The organism is Sulfitobacter sp. R18_1, assembly GCF_017743915.1.
Lineage (GTDB): Bacteria > Pseudomonadota > Alphaproteobacteria > Rhodobacterales > Rhodobacteraceae > Sulfitobacter > Sulfitobacter faviae.
Genome location: NZ_JAGHRG010000004.1, coordinates 273,914 through 288,253, shown reverse-complemented (window position 1 = coordinate 288,253; position 14,340 = coordinate 273,914). Strand labels below are relative to the sequence as shown.

Here is a 14,340-nt window from a genome sequence, read left to right as displayed (position 1 = left end):
TGATGTCCCGCCTGAAAGGCTCCGACGCGCAACCGCAGATGACCCGCCGCGGGTTTCTGGTGTCGATGACTGCCGCGGGCGTTGCCTTTGGCTTCCCGCAGGCGTCGAATGCCGCGATGAACCCTGCCGTGCCCGATGGCACGCCGATCGCGCCCAATGGTCAGCCCTTTGAGCCGTCGATGTGGTACTGGATCGACGCCGAAGGTCAGGTCAACGTCAACATCATCCGCGCCGAGATGGGCCAGCACGTCGGCACTGCCATCGCCCGCATTCTGGCTGATGAGTTGGAAGTCGCTTGGGAAGATGTGCATATCACCCATGTCGACACGGCTGAGAAATGGGGCCTGATGGTCACCGGCGGCAGCTGGTCGATCTGGCAAAGCTGGCCGGTCTACCGTCAGGCGGGTGCCGCCGGGCGCACCGCGCTGATCGAAGCGGCGGCGGCCAAATGGGGCGTCGATCCCGCCAGTCTGACCGCGCGCCACGGGGCCGTGACCGATGGCACGCAGAGCATCAGCTACGGCGATCTGGTGGCCGAAGGGCTCGACCGCAGCTTTACCGAAGACGAATTGGCGGCCCTGCCGCTGAAACCTCACGCCGATCTGCGGCTCGTGGGGCAGGACGTGCATCCGCTTGATCTGGATACGAAGACCACGGGGCAGGCGATCTATGGTTTGGATGCCAAGGTCGACGGCATGGTCTACGGCGTGCCGATGCTGCCGCCAACGCGCTATGGCGCCAAGGTGAATTCCGTCGATGACAGCGCCGCGAAAGAGGTCAAAGGCTATCTTGAGACGGTGGTGCTGGACGATCCCTCGGGCACCGTGCCGGGCTGGGTCGTGGTGCTGGGCAAGACGCTCCATGCCGCGCGGATGGCCACCTATGAGATCAGCGTTGATTGGACATCGGGCGAGACGGCGGATGTCTCCGAAGACGATATCCAAGCCCGCTCTCGCGAATTGATCGACAGCGATGCCGGGTCGATCCTGCATACCGAGCAGCCCGAGACTCGCGCCGCCTTCGATGCCGCCGCCGAGACGCTGGAGGCCGAATACACCACGCAATCCGTGCTGCACTTCCAGATGGAGCCGGTGAACGCGACCGTCTTCCAAAACGCCGATGGCGTTTGGGAGACCCATGCAGGCAACCAGTGGCAATCGCTGATCTTGCCGACACTAGCGGCCGCGCTGGAGGTGCCCGCCGACAAGATCGTGATGCGCAGCTATATGCTGGGCGGTGGCTTTGGCCGGCGTCTGAACGGCGATTACATCGTGCCCGCCGCGCTGGCCTCCAAGGCCGTGGGCAAGCCGGTGAAGCTGGTCTTCTCCCGCGAGGAAGACGCCCAGTTCGACAGCATTCGCTCGCCTTCGGTGCAAAAGCTGCGCATGGCCCTCGATGAGGGCAAGGCCATCACCGCGATGGAGCATCACGCCGCTGCCGGTTGGCCGACGCAGGTGATGGCACCGGGCTTCATGCCCAAGGGCGTCAACGAAGAACCCTATGACCCCTTCGCCATCGACGGCGCGGATCACTGGTATTCGGTCGGGGCGCATCGCGTGCGGGCGATCTCGAACGATCTGGCCAATGCGACCTTCCGCCCCGGTTGGCTGCGCTCGGTCGGGCCGGGCTGGACCAACTTCGCCGTGGAAAGCTTCATGGATGAGGCGGCGCATAAAGTCGGCGCCGATCCGTTGCAGTTCCGTCTGGATCACTTGAAGGCCGAGGGTCTCAACGCAGGTTCCGCCCCCAATGCGGTGGGCGGGGCGTCGCGGCAAGCGGCTGTTTTGCAGCGCGTGGCTGAGATGTCAGGCTATGGCCAGACAGAGTTGCCCGAGGGCACGGCAATTGGGATCGCCACCACCTTTGGCCAATCGCGCACCATGCCGACTTGGACCGCCGCCGCCGTGAAACTGGCGGTGGATGCCGAAACCGGTGACGTCGCGGTCGAGAAGATGTGGCTGGCCTTCGATTGCGGCACTGTGGTCGACCCCGACGGCGCGCGCGCGCAATGCGAAGGCGCGGCGCTCTGGGGTCTGTCCATGGCTCTGCATGAGGGCACGCGGATCGAAGACGGCAATGTCGTCGACCTGAACCTTGGGTCTTACACGCCGCTGCGGATGGTCGATGTGCCTCAGATCGAGGTCGCTTTCGTGGAGAGCACGGAAGTGCCCGTGGGTCTTGGAGAGCCGGGCACCACGGTCATCGCCCCGGCGATTGCCAATGCGATCTTCAACGCCACCGGGGCGCGGGTGCGTCATCTGCCGATCACCGGCGATGCGATTCTTGCGGCGCTGGAAAGCTGATAGGAGAAGACGGGCGCGGCATGTCGCGCCCGTCTTCCATTTGGTCTGAGGGCGCCGGCTAGTGAGGCGGGCTGCGCATTCGCTGGGCAGCGCGGCGGTTGCCTAAATTCAACGGCTCAAATTTTGGACATTCACGCTTAAAAACTTAGAGAATCGCCCATTGCGCCATAATTCTGACAGGTTTCGAACAATAATCTAAACGAGCTATCTGGGCTTCTTTGCGGGCGGGTACGAAGGACGATCTGTGGCATCTACCGAGACATATGAACAACGCGTCGCCGCGACGCGAAAGCGCTTTATCCAAGGGATGCCGGAGCGGTTGCAGGCCGTGGCCGATGCGCTGCGCGAGACGGATGGCGCTGACTCGCGCGAGACCAAGGCGCGCAAGGTCCACCGCATGCTGCACGATCTGGCTGGCAATGCCGCGATGCTGGAATATGCCGAAATCGAAGATCGCCTGCGCAAGGGGCTGCGCGTGGCCGAAGATGCCGATGAATCCTCTGCGCCCTTGTCGACCGATGACATTCGTATAATTGAAGCGGCTCTGGCCGATGCCCGCAGTGTCGCTGAAGAAATTTAAGAAAGCCTATCCATGAAGTATCCCGCAATCGGTTTGTTGGCGGCCCTGCTGCCGTTTCAGGTTCACGCCCAAACGGCCCCGGGTGAGGATGCGGCGAACGCCCCCACAGAGCAGGTCCAAGAGGGGCTGATCGCGCGGACTTTCGATCTGGCGGAGCTTGGCTTTCAAAACGGTCTGTCCTTCCGGCTGCTTTCGGGCAATGCGACGATTTATATCCCGCTGCCCAACCCGGACGCGCTGAGTTCGGGCAGCTTGCAGCTTGAGCTTGAACATGCCTCCACCACCGAGGTGGATCGCTATTTGCAGGTCTCGGTCGCGGGCCGTCCGGTGACCTCGCAGGCGCTGCCCAATGGGGCAGGGCGGCTGAGCGTTCCGGTCCCGCTCAGCCCCGAGGATGTGTCGGGCGGGTTCATCGCCGTGGGCCTGTCCTATTCCGGGGCTTTCAGCGATCGGGTCTGCGTGGACGAACGCGCCTCGGGGGATTTTCTTGAGATCACGGCGGCCTCCTCTGTGACCTTGCAATTGGACCCGTCTGAGATCGACACATCGGCGGCATTCGCCGGGCTGCGCCCTGCGGACACGCGTCTGGCCATCGGGGGCAACGACTCCCTCGCCGCCTTGGCCGCTGCGACCCGCGCCGCGGCGCTGTTCGACGCTGAGGCCGGGCGGCTGACCTTTGGCGGCGACGGGGCCAGCACATCCGGCGCATGGTCCGAAGGGGTCATTGAACTGGACGTGACCACCTCGGGCGCGGCGAGCGAGATGGCCGTGGACAATGAAGCCGGGCTGCCCGTCTTGAACCTGCGCGGCAGCGATCCGCAGGTGGGGCTGTGGCAACTGGTCTCGGAATGGTCGGCCCTGTCGAACGAAGGCGCGACCGTGGTCGATGTGGCCGGGGAACCGGCCCGCTTTGATGACCGTTTGCCGCTGTCGGCGCTGGAGGGTGACCTCACCCCGCGCCCCGTGGTCTCGACCGAAGACTTCTTCGTTCCGTTCCAATCCTCCGATCTTCCGGCGGGCAAGGGCGTGTCTGGCGTGAACCTCCATGTCGCCGCAGCGCTCGATCCCGAAGGGCGGGGGGCGACGGCCTCGGTCTTTCTGAATGACACGCTGTTGGGCAACCGCCCGCTTGACAGTGGCCGTCCAGAGCAGTTGACCTTTTCGGTTCCGAGCGGCCTGCTGGGCCGGGATAACCTGCTGCGGGTGTCGATCCAGCGCCAGCCCTCGGGCGGCGAGTGCCGGTTCAAACCGCAGGGCTATCCGGCGCAAATCCTGCCCGGCAGCGCCTTGCTGCTTTCGGATTCCATAGCGCAGGATCGGGACTTCTTTACCCTGAGACAAGAATTTGGCGACGGCGTTCAAGTCGTGCTCGACCCCGCGCTTTCGCTTGATTTCGCGCAGACCCTGCCGTGGCTTGCAGGTGTCGCGGGCAGCGTGATCCCCGACCGCGCCCCCATCCTGCCGCGCGCCTCGGTCGACGCGCTTGAGGGGGATGAACCCTTCTTCGTGATCTCTGACCAGAACCCCGGCGATGCAGAGCCACTGATCACCTTCGATCAGGGCCGGATCGAGGTGCGCGACCGTCAAGACAACCTGATCTATTCGGGCGAAGACCTGTCGCGGCTTGGCGTGGTGCAGATCGTCACCCGGGGCGACACCCGTGGCCTGTGGCTGCGTCCTGGCAATGGCCCTGCACCAGAGCTGACGCCCGAACGCCCCATGATGCTGGACCGCGGCGATCTCGCGCTGATCGGGCAGCAGGGGGTGATCCTTGCCACCGCCACCGACCGCAGCCCGCTCGTTGATGTCGTCTACCCCGACCGCACCAGCCTTGCACAGATGCTGGCCAAGTACCGACCCTGGATCGTGGGGGCCATCTGGGTGCTGGTGACGCTGCTTGTGCTGATCGTGTTCCAGCGCGTCTACCGTGCGCGTCGCGGCAAAGACGAGACGTAAGCCACCGTGCCGTTGGATGCCGAAAGCGAAGCCATTGGTTCGCTGCTGCTTGACCGTGGCGCGTTATCGGCGGAACAGCTCGACGCGGCAGAGGATCTGGCTGAGGAATGGAACGTCTCTCTGGTCAAGGTTCTTCTGTCGCGGCGCTGGCTGACCACGCAGACCCTCTACCGCGAGATCGCCTTTTACCACGGGCTGGCGCTGGTCGATCTGATCGAGGACCGCGCCGATGACGATCTGATCCGCCAGTATGATCCGGTGGTGATGAACCAGTTTATGACGGTGCCGATTGGCCGGACAGAGGATGGCACGCTGACGGTCGCCACCTCGCGCCCCGGCCCGCGCACGCTGCTGCATATCCGTGAGGTCTATGGCTCCGGCGTGACCATCGTCGTGGCCTCGCATTTTGATGTGTCATGGCAGTTGCAGCGCGCCTTCCGCGAGAAACATTCCCACGAAGCGGTCTTTGCGCTGGCCGAGCTTGACCCCGATATGTCGGCGCAGAACGTCGTGACCCCGCCGCAGATTTTGGTGATCTACCTCATGATCTCGGCGCTACTGCTGGGGTTGGCTTTTGCCCCCGTGGTCACACTGATCGTGCTGAACGTCCTACTGACGGTGTTCTACACCGGCAACTTCCTGTTCAAAGCGCTGCTGGTCTGGCTCGGCGGTGCTGCACAAGAGACTTCATCGCGGGCCATCGCGGCCGAGGCATCGCTGCTGCGCGACGAAGACCTGCCGATCTATACCGTGCTGGTGCCGATGTTCCGCGAGCCCGAGGTGCTGCCGATCCTTGCCCAAGCGCTGCGCAACCTTGACTATCCTTTGGCCAAGCTTGACATCAAGATCGTGTTGGAAGAGGGCGATCACGAGACCATCGACGCGGCGCGCAAGCTCGACCTTGAAGGCGTGTTCGAGATCATCCGCGTCCCGGCCTCCCACCCGCAGACCAAACCCAAAGCCTGCAACTTTGCGCTGCGCTATGCGCAGGGTGATTTCCTCGTGATTTTCGACGCCGAGGATAAGCCCGAACCGGATCAGTTGAAAAAGGTCATCGCCGCCTTCAACCAATCCGCGCCCAATACCGCCTGCATTCAGTGCCGCCTGAACTATTACAACGCGCGGGAGAACTGGCTGACGCGGATGTTCACGCTGGACTATTCGCTGTGGTTCGACCTGATGCTGCCGGGGTTGGAGCGTTTGGGCGTGCCGATCCCGCTGGGCGGCACTTCGAACCACTTCCGCATGGATGTGCTGCGCGAGTTGAACGCATGGGATCCCTTCAACGTGACCGAGGACGCCGATCTGGGCATTCGTCTGACGCAGAAGGGCTACCGCGTGGGCGCCATCGATTCCACGACCTTTGAAGAGGCCAATGTCTCGATCCCGAACTGGGTGCGCCAGCGCTCGCGCTGGATCAAGGGCTATATGCAGACCTTCCTCGTCCACAGCCGCAGACCCATTCACCTGTGGCAATCGGTGGGGGCGGCGGGCGTCTTTGGCTTTGTCTTTTTCATCGGGGGTACAGTGCTCTCGGGCCTGTTGAACCCGGTCTTTTGGTCGATCTTTGCCATCTGGCTGATCTTCGGGACCGAGGTGATCACCCCCTATTTCCCGCTGCCGGTGCTCTATCTGTCGTTGGTGAACCTCTTGGCGGGCAATGGTTTGCTGATCTATCTCACGATGGTCGCGCCCTTCCGGCGCAGGTGGACCGATCTGGCGCCTTGGGGGATCACCGTGGTGGGCTATTGGGTGCTGATGACCGTGGCCTCTTACAAGGCGCTGTCGCAGTTGATCTTTAACCCATTCTACTGGGAAAAGACCCAGCACGGCCTGTCCAAACACACCGCCAATGAGGTCGCCGAAGCCAGTGCCGAAGCGACGGAGGCCACGCAATGATCCGCGCCGCCTCATGGTCTTTCGGCTTTGTCGCGCTGGCGTTGCTGCTTTTGCTCACCCTCGGCTGGACTGAGGCGCATGGCTTCCTGTCGATGGACGTGACCGACCTTTGGGCGAAATCAATCGTACAGATCGAGGGGCCGGCGCAGTTCAAGGCAAGCGATGCCTTCTACCCGCCCGTGCCCTATGCGCTGTCGCTCTTGGGGCAGGCGGTCTTGCCCGACACGCAGGTGCCGGTGCCTTTCGTGCTTTCCGCGCTGGTGGGGGCGGGGCTGCTGGTCTTGTGGTTCCTCAACCTGCGCGATACGGGCGGGTTTTCGGGCATAACCTCGACGCTGGTGGTACTGCTTTTGGCGCTGAACCCGTTTTTCCTGCGCGCCTTGGCCGATGGGCCAGAGACGATGTTTTGCATCTTGGGCACATGGCTTTTCGCGCGCGGGATCGTCAATCTGCGCCTCACGGGCAATGCGCCCGATATGATGAAAGTGGCCGTAGGGTTGTTGGTGGTGGCCCTGTCGGACAGCTATGGCCTGATGCTCTGCCTCGGGGCGATGCCCTTCATGATCGTCGCGGCACGGCCCAGCATGATCGCGGTATCCTCGACGGGCTATCTGGTGGCGATGTTCTATCCCGTGGCCGCCGCCGTGGGGGCGCTGATGTTCGTCAGCATGATCTTCGACAGCCGCCTGATCCCGCTTTTGGCGGAAAGTGCCACGCCGCTGACCTTGGGGGAGCATTTGCTCATTCTGGCCGGGCTTGGCCCGGCGACCCTTATCGCGATCCTGCGCAATATCATGGTGCCGCGTCTGTTCATGCCGCTCTTGGCAGCGGTCGGGGCGGTGCTGGGCGGCTATACGCTCAACGTCTTTTTCCATGTCGAGGGCGACCCGGCGATGGCGCTGGCGCCGATGCTCGGCGTCTTGATCGCCGCAATCCGCTTTTGGCCGAACTTGCCCCTGCGCGAGCCCATCGCCATCGCCCTGATGGCGCTGTCGGTGCTGACCTCTGCCCTCGTGATGCGCCATGTCGCCCATGACGAAACCCGCGCTTGGACAAATGCGATGCTCGGGGCCGAGAACGCAGCGTCGCGCCCCACGCAGGAGGTCGTTTCATTCTTGCGCGACAAGTCCGATATTATGCTAGATGTTGAGAAAAATCCCGAGATCGTCGTTGGGCTGGGGAATATCGACCAGCTGGTGATCGCCGGAGAGCCTGCTTACGACTGGGCGCTTGAGGGGGGCGTGCCGCGCACAAGGTACATCGTGGTCCCGCAACAGGCGGAAGGGCAGGCCACAGCAGACAGAATTCTGCGCAGGTTCCCGCAGCTGAAGCAATCGCAGATGCCGGGGTATGAGGAGGTTTTTCAAAACAGCCGATGGCTTGTTTTTGAAAGAGTTAACGAGTGGAATTAAAATCATGAGCCCACGAATTATCGCAGTCGACGACTCGGATATCGCGCAGGATTTCATCAGCGCGACGCTTTCGGAGCTTGGCTTTGACGATGTCGTCAGTTTCATCAATCCGCGCAGTGCACTCGACGCGATCGAAAGCGATGAGGCCACGGCGGACCTGATCCTGATGGACATAATGATGCCCGATATTGATGGTATCGAGCTTTGCGCCCGTATTCGTGCCTTGGACAGATGGAGCGATGTGCCGATCATTATGCTGACCAGCCGAACAGATATGGGGTCTCTCTCCGAAGCCTTCATGGCGGGGGCCAATGACTATGTCACCAAGCCCTTCAACCGGATTGAGCTTCAGGCCCGGATGCGCAGTTGCCTGCGGCTGAAATCCGAGTTGGACCGCCGCCGTTCGGGCGAAAACCGCAGCGCGCGCCGCCGTGCCGCGCCGAGCGTGTCAGAGGCCACGGTGCCCAGCCTTTTGGGCAGCAAATCCGGGTTTCAGGGGCATCTGATGTCGCTGTCGCCCGCGATGCAAAAAGACCTTGGCCTGATCGTCTTCCGCATCGATGGCGATCGTGATCAATCCGATGCGGCGCGCGCTCAGCGGCAAGAGCTTCAGCGCCTCGTGGCCGGGCTTTTCGGTAAGGTCGAAATCCCCGCGCAAGACGGGTTCGCCCATTGGGAGGATGATCTTTTCGTCTATGGCGCGCTCCACGCGGATCGCGCCCAGCTTGAAGCGCGGGCGCAGCAGTTTATCTCAGCCGTGGCGGAGGCTTCGGCCACCGTAAAAGAAGGCTGGACCTCGCGGCCCTTGAGCGTCAGCGCCTGTGTCGTGCCGCCCTCGGACGCGGCTGTCGCCACCTCGCTTGCGCGGGGCATTCAAGGCGTCGAAAGTGCTGGAATAACAAGCGCGCCGGGCAGCATCTGCCTTGCCGCCAATGACATAGGACACCGAGCCGAGAATGGTCAGCACTGAGCCCACCAACAAAGCTGATGCGGAACCGTCTTCGCGCGCGCAGACCCTATTCTGGGCGCTGATTTCGGCCGCCGTTCTGATCTATTTCGTGGGGCTCGCGGTCCTGACCTGGTCGGACTACAAACGCGCCACGACCCGGGCAGAGGTGGAGCTTGAGCATTTCGCGGAGCTTTACGAGCAGGCGGTCGATGCCTCACTCTCGGTTGCGAATGTGCGGATGTGGGGGCTCATCGATGAGCTGTCGACCGCGCGTCTGAGCAACCCCGCGCAGTTCGAGGCGCAATACGGTGATCTGATGAATGCCGCCGTGCAGGAGACCGAGCAGGTCGATGCGCTTGTGCTGATCGGCGCGGATGGGGTCGTGCTTTGGGCCACGGTGAAACCGCTCATGGGGCAGTACCTTGGGGACCGGGCCTATTTTCAGGCGGCGATTGGTCTTGATGTGGATGAATACACGGTCGGGGTACCCATCGTGTCGCGGGCCACGGGGCGGCGTCTGACCCCGATTGCATGGCCCTTGATCGGGATAGATGGCCGGTCGCGCGGGGTCTTGGCCTCTTCGCTGGGGGAGGATTACTACTCTCAACTGCTTGCGATAGATGGGCTGCAACAGGACATGTATGTCGAGGTGGTGACCTCTAACGGTGAGCGGGCCTTTGTCTCGGGGCGGCCTCCACGCGACCCCGATACGCCCGTGTTTCGCGCCCGCAAAGAGATCCCGGCGCTCGACCTCTATATCGACGTGACGCGCAGCAAGCGGGCGGTGCTGCAAAATTACTGGCAGCGCACCTTGGTTTTCGTGGGGCTTGCCACGATCCTGTTCCTGACGGTGATCAACGCGGCGATCCGCGCGCGGCGGCAGTCGACCCAATTGGCGCAGGCCCTGCGCACTTCCGAACAGCACCGCGAACGGATCCGCGTGGCACAGAGCGAATTTGACGCGATCTTTGAGAATGTCGGCGACGGGCTGATCGTATATAACGACAACAACAAGCTGCACCGCTCCAACCGCAAGGCGCGCGCGTTGATGGGTGTGTCCTCAGACATCGAAGCCGTCCAAAAGCTGCGCGGCATGGTCCCGCCCTTCTCGCAGATGGACGAAGATGTCGCCGTTCACCGCATTCAGATCACCACCGCCGAGAACGAGAGCGTTGCGGTGCAATGCCGGGTGATGAAGCTGCATCTGCATGGGGATTACATCGCCTATAACGTGCTTCAGGACATCTCTGCCGAAGAACGTCTCGTGGCGGCGCGCACGGCTTTTGTCACCTCGGTCAATCACGAACTGCGCACGCCGCTCACGTCCCTCGCCGGGTCGCTCGAAATCCTCCATGACCGCTTTGGCGACAGCATGCCAAAGAACGCGGGCAAGCTGTTGTCGATGGCCACCCGCAATGCCGACCGGCTGTTGGTACTGGTCAACGATATCTTGACCCTTCAGGCGATCGACCAGCGCCAACTCAGCATCCAGACCGAGCGGGTCGCGGTGTCGGAGGTGCTGTCGGAAGCCATCGCGGCCAACACCGGCTATGGGGTGAACCGCGACGTGCAACTCGACATTCACACAGGCCCCGACGCGGCGCAGGAAGCCTATGTGCGGGTCGATACGGTCCGGATGCAGCAAATCTTCTCCAACCTCATTTCCAACGCGGTGAAATATACCCCGCGCGGCGGCACGGTAAAAATCGGTGCCGAGGTGGACGACCAATGGGTCACGTTCTATGTCTGCGATGCGGGGCCGGGCATCCCAAGAGCCGCCCATGATCGTATGTTCAAAAGGTTCGCTGACCCTGTGCACTCTCGCGAAAACCAAGCGAATGGGACGGGGCTGGGGCTGGCCATCACGCGGGAGTTGGTGTTGCGACAAGATGGCGATGTGAGCTTTGAGACACGCTCGGAAGAAGACGGCGATGAGAACCCCGGCACCACGTTCTATGTGCGTTTCGCCCGGGATACAGGCGCCGCGCCCAAGCAGGGGGCATCGGCATGAGAGTGTTGTTCGTTGATGACGAGGATGACATCCGCGAGTTGATCGAGTTTGCGATCATGACCGAGGATGACATCGAACCGACCTTCGCAGGGACCGGGCTCGACGCGATTGCCACGATGGAAACGCAGACTTTTGACGTGATCATGCTGGATGTGATGATGCCGCCCCCCGATGGTATGGAGGTGCTGCGCTGTGCGCGGGCCAATGCGGATCTGGACGACACGAAGATCGTCATGTGCACCGCCAAAACCTCGCCCGAGTCGGAGAGGAAGTTTCGCGACCTCGGGGCAGATCACATTCTGCACAAACCGTTCAAACCGCTGAAGCTCGCGGATTTCATTCGGTCGATCGTTTAATACCTCATCGCGCAGCCCCTAGCGGCTTTGACTAAGCGGAACCTATCATGCCCAAAACAGCACAGATGCCCTCAGAAACCACGCGGCGCATATGGTCCCGCCTTGTCGTCCTCTCGGCCATCGGTACCATCGCCCTCCCGGCAAGTGAGGTGGCATCGGCGGCGTGGCCGCGGGGCGAAGACAAAAGCTTTGTCACCCTGTCCTATGAGACCACCGCAGATGGCCCCGACTTTGGCGATTTCGGCGCGTTTTACTACGAATACGGGGTGACCGAGAAACTGACCTTCGGCCTCGACATCGGCAAGACCCAGAGTGGGGGGCAGGTCAGCGCCATCGCCTTTCTGCGCTATCCGCTTGAGCTCTCTGGCGGGGACAATGTTTTCGCCGCCGAAGTCGGTCTTGGCTGGGCCGAACGGGATGGCAGCGCGGTGGCGGCTGTGCGGCCCGGCCTGTCTTGGGGGCGTCCGGTATCAGGGGCTTGGGGCAGCGGCTGGCTGGGGGTGGAAAGCACCTTTGCCATTTACGAGGACGGCGAAACGCTGGGCAAGATCGACAGCAGCTTCGGCATCAACCACGAGAATGGCAATCTGTCGATTTTCAAGCTGGAGTTCGCGGCCCCGTCAGACGGGGATGAGACACTGGCCTTTGCGCCGTCGCATGTGATCAAGGTCTCGGAAAACAGCTTTCTGGAACTGGGCCTTTCGCATGAATTTACCGACGCTGTGACCAAGGTCAAAGTCGGGGTCTGGCACAGCTTCTGACGCGCTTCGGGTCTGCTCAATCCCGCCAATCGGGGCGGTTGCCGAGGTGGGCAATCAGAAAGTCGATGAAATACCGCGTCTTGGGTGTCAGCACGTTGGAGCGCGGGTAGACCAGCCAAAGCACCGATCGGTCGTTCATCCGCCAAGCCGGCAACAGCCGCAGCAATCGGCCCGAGGCAAGCTCGTCCGACACGCTCCAAAGCGAGTTGATCGAGATGCCAGCCCCCGCGAGGGTCGCTTCGCGTTGCGAATCGCCATCGTCCATGATCACGCGGCAGGTCATCTCATGCGGGTTGAGCGTGGCGGCTTCGCCCTCCGGCCCGATCAGCGCGCGGGGCTCAAGATCACCCCAAGCGATCAGGTGATGATCCCGCAGCGCTGCGGGGGTCTTGGGCAAACCGTGGGCCTCCACATAAGACGGTGCGGCGCAAAGAACGCGGGTGTCATCGGCCAGTTTGCGCCCCCGCAGGCTGCTGTCGGTCAAGGGTGCGCTGCGCAGGGCGAGGTCGAAACTGCCTTCGATCGCGTCGAACCGGGTGTCGGAGAGGCGCAGATCGAGGGTGAGCTCGGGGTAGGTCTCGTGGAATTCCGGCAACAGCGGCATGATGTGACGCTGGGCAAAGCTGCTGGGGGCGGCGAAGCGCAGGATGCCCTTGGGCCCCGCCTTGGTCCCGCCCAGAATGGCCCGCGCGGCATCGGCTTGGGCCAATATCTCGCGCGCATAGGGCAGAAAGTCCGACCCATCGAGCGATAGCGAGACCTTCCGCGTCGTGCGCCGCAAAAGCTCAACCCCAAGTTCCTGTTCAAGCTTGGCCAAACGCGCGCTGGCCACGGCAGGGGCCATCCCCAAATCGCGCCCCGCGGCTGAGATGTTCAGCCGTTCGGCAGCCATGACGAAAAGGCGAAGGTTGTCGATATCCATGGGCCGCGGTCCTTGCTGCGGATCATCCGCCGGGTCAGCATATAGGGTTTGGCATTATATTCAATAACGAGAAACTGAACTCAAGTTTCATCCGATTATCTGGCGCGCCATGTTGGCCTATCTCTGTCTCAACGCAATGTAAACGGGAGATAGACCGATGAAATCCATGACCCTCACCAGCTATGGCGCAGAGGCGCCTTTTGTCGAAGCCGATTTGCCACGCCCCTTGGCCACCCCCGGCCATGTGGTGCTGCGCGTCAAGGCGGCCAGCGTGAACACCATCGACACGATGATCAAGAACGCGGGCAAAGACCTGCCTCTGTCGCCTGACCTGCCTGCCGTTCTGGGCATGGATTTCGCCGGGGTGATCGAAGAGATTGGCGAAGGTGTCACCGGTTTCGCCGTGGGCGACGAGGTCTATGGCTGCGCCGGTGGCTTGGCCGATCTGCAAGGGGCGCTGGCCGAATTCATGCGCGCCGACGCGCGGCTCATCGCCCATAAACCCAAATCCCTGTCGATGCGCGAGGCCGCGGCACTTCCGTTGGTCGGCATCACCGCTTGGGAAGGGCTGCACCGCGCAGGCGTCGCAGCCGGGCAGAAGGTGCTGGTCCAAGGCGGCGCGGGCGGGGTCGGCCATCTCGCGGTGCAACTGGCAAAGCATATGGGGGCCGAGGTCTCCTCGACCGGCACCGGGGGTGACCAAATGGCGGTGATCGAAGGCTATGGCGCGCAGGCCATCGACTTCAAAGCCGAGAAGATCGAAGACTATGTCGCCGCCCATACCGCAGGCCGCGGCTTCGATGCGGTCTTCGACACCGTGGGCGGGGACAATCTGCCGAACTCTTTTGTCGCCGCTGCGCTGAACGGCCATGTGGTCACGACCGTGGCCCTGTCGGCGATCGACCTGACCCCGGCGCATTTCAGCGGGCTGTCCTTGCATGTGGTCTTCATGCTTTTGCCGATGCTGCATGACGTGAACCGCGCGGTGCATGGGGAAATCCTTAGCAATCTCGCCACGCTGGTCGACGAGGGGGCGGTGAAACCGCTGCTCGACGAAAAGACCTTTGATCTGAGCGCGGTTGGCGATGCCTATGCGCGGCTGCAAAGCGGGCAGGCGATTGGCAAGGTTGTGGTCGACGTCTAAATCAGGTCAAATATTGATTAATATCACGCCCCGCTGCGCTTCCCGCG

General features: G+C 62.5%; 11 protein-coding genes. 10 read left to right on the top strand and 1 reads right to left on the bottom strand.

From position 1 onward, the window contains the following. The first annotated feature begins 2 nt into the window (after window positions 1–2). The 9 genes from J7392_RS10835 (at window position 3) to J7392_RS10795 (ending at window position 12,227) form a co-directional block, all read left to right on the top strand. Entirely contained in the window at window positions 3–2,303 is a 2,301-nt protein-coding gene (locus J7392_RS10835) for a molybdopterin cofactor-binding domain-containing protein (protein ID WP_247744535.1), read from the top strand. Between the two features lie 244 nt (window positions 2,304–2,547). Then, window positions 2,548–2,883 carry an Hpt domain-containing protein gene (locus J7392_RS10830; protein WP_209217550.1) on the top strand — a complete coding sequence of 112 codons (336 nt, stop codon included), beginning with the start codon at window positions 2,548–2,550 and terminating at the stop codon, window positions 2,881–2,883. Window positions 2,884–2,895: 12 nt separating this feature from the next. Further along, entirely contained in the window at window positions 2,896–4,839 is a 1,944-nt protein-coding gene (locus tag J7392_RS10825; protein ID WP_209217549.1) for a cellulose biosynthesis cyclic di-GMP-binding regulatory protein BcsB, read from the top strand. A 6-nt stretch (window positions 4,840–4,845) separates the two neighbouring features. Beyond that, window positions 4,846–6,738 (top strand): glycosyltransferase family 2 protein, encoded by a 1,893-nt coding sequence (locus tag J7392_RS10820; RefSeq protein WP_209217548.1) that lies wholly within the window; start codon window positions 4,846–4,848, stop codon window positions 6,736–6,738. Continuing rightward, the gene (locus J7392_RS10815; RefSeq protein WP_209217547.1) at window positions 6,735–8,150 is read left to right on the top strand and encodes a hypothetical protein; all 1,416 of its coding nucleotides are present in this window, start codon (window positions 6,735–6,737) and stop codon (window positions 8,148–8,150) included. Before J7392_RS10820 ends, J7392_RS10815 begins: the two co-directional genes overlap by 4 nt. A gap of 4 nt (window positions 8,151–8,154) precedes the next feature. Then, window positions 8,155–9,120 carry a response regulator gene (locus J7392_RS10810; RefSeq protein WP_209217546.1) on the top strand — a complete coding sequence of 322 codons (966 nt, stop codon included), beginning with the start codon at window positions 8,155–8,157 and terminating at the stop codon, window positions 9,118–9,120. Beyond that, the gene (locus J7392_RS10805; protein ID WP_209217545.1) at window positions 9,107–11,110 is read left to right on the top strand and encodes an ATP-binding protein; all 2,004 of its coding nucleotides are present in this window, start codon (window positions 9,107–9,109) and stop codon (window positions 11,108–11,110) included. Before J7392_RS10810 ends, J7392_RS10805 begins: the two co-directional genes overlap by 14 nt. Beyond that, on the top strand, window positions 11,107–11,466 hold the full coding sequence (locus J7392_RS10800) for a response regulator (protein ID WP_209217544.1): 360 nt from the start codon (window positions 11,107–11,109) through the stop codon (window positions 11,464–11,466). Before J7392_RS10805 ends, J7392_RS10800 begins: the two co-directional genes overlap by 4 nt. Before the next feature lie 47 nt (window positions 11,467–11,513). Further along, complete coding sequence (locus J7392_RS10795; RefSeq protein ID WP_209217543.1) at window positions 11,514–12,227, top strand: hypothetical protein; 714 nt, start codon at window positions 11,514–11,516, stop codon at window positions 12,225–12,227. A 16-nt stretch (window positions 12,228–12,243) separates the two neighbouring features. Here the strand turns inward: J7392_RS10795 and J7392_RS10790 are convergent, their stop codons facing one another. Beyond that, entirely contained in the window at window positions 12,244–13,149 is a 906-nt protein-coding gene (locus J7392_RS10790; protein ID WP_209217542.1) for a LysR family transcriptional regulator, read from the bottom strand. A 157-nt stretch (window positions 13,150–13,306) separates the two neighbouring features. Here J7392_RS10790 and J7392_RS10785 point away from each other — a divergent pair, with 157 nt between their 5' ends. Then, window positions 13,307–14,293 carry a zinc-dependent alcohol dehydrogenase family protein gene (locus tag J7392_RS10785; protein WP_209217541.1) on the top strand — a complete coding sequence of 329 codons (987 nt, stop codon included), beginning with the start codon at window positions 13,307–13,309 and terminating at the stop codon, window positions 14,291–14,293. The last annotated feature ends 47 nt before the right edge of the window (window positions 14,294–14,340 follow it).

What these genes read in the sequence shown, in the direction of transcription:
- J7392_RS10835 (WP_247744535.1), top strand. Translation starts at nt 3, where the DNA reads ATGTCCCGCCTGAAAGGCTCCGACGCGCAACCGCAGATGACCCGCCGC.
- J7392_RS10825 (WP_209217549.1), top strand. Translation starts at nt 2,896, where the DNA reads ATGAAGTATCCCGCAATCGGTTTGTTGGCGGCCCTGCTGCCGTTTCAG.
- J7392_RS10815 (WP_209217547.1), top strand. Translation starts at nt 6,735, where the DNA reads ATGATCCGCGCCGCCTCATGGTCTTTCGGCTTTGTCGCGCTGGCGTTG.
- J7392_RS10810 (WP_209217546.1), top strand. Translation starts at nt 8,155, where the DNA reads ATGAGCCCACGAATTATCGCAGTCGACGACTCGGATATCGCGCAGGAT.
- J7392_RS10805 (WP_209217545.1), top strand. Translation starts at nt 9,107, where the DNA reads ATGGTCAGCACTGAGCCCACCAACAAAGCTGATGCGGAACCGTCTTCG.
- J7392_RS10800 (WP_209217544.1), top strand. Translation starts at nt 11,107, where the DNA reads ATGAGAGTGTTGTTCGTTGATGACGAGGATGACATCCGCGAGTTGATC.
- J7392_RS10795 (WP_209217543.1), top strand. Translation starts at nt 11,514, where the DNA reads ATGCCCAAAACAGCACAGATGCCCTCAGAAACCACGCGGCGCATATGG.
- J7392_RS10790 (WP_209217542.1), bottom strand. Translation starts at nt 13,149, where the DNA reads ATGGATATCGACAACCTTCGCCTTTTCGTCATGGCTGCCGAACGGCTG.
- J7392_RS10785 (WP_209217541.1), top strand. Translation starts at nt 13,307, where the DNA reads ATGAAATCCATGACCCTCACCAGCTATGGCGCAGAGGCGCCTTTTGTC.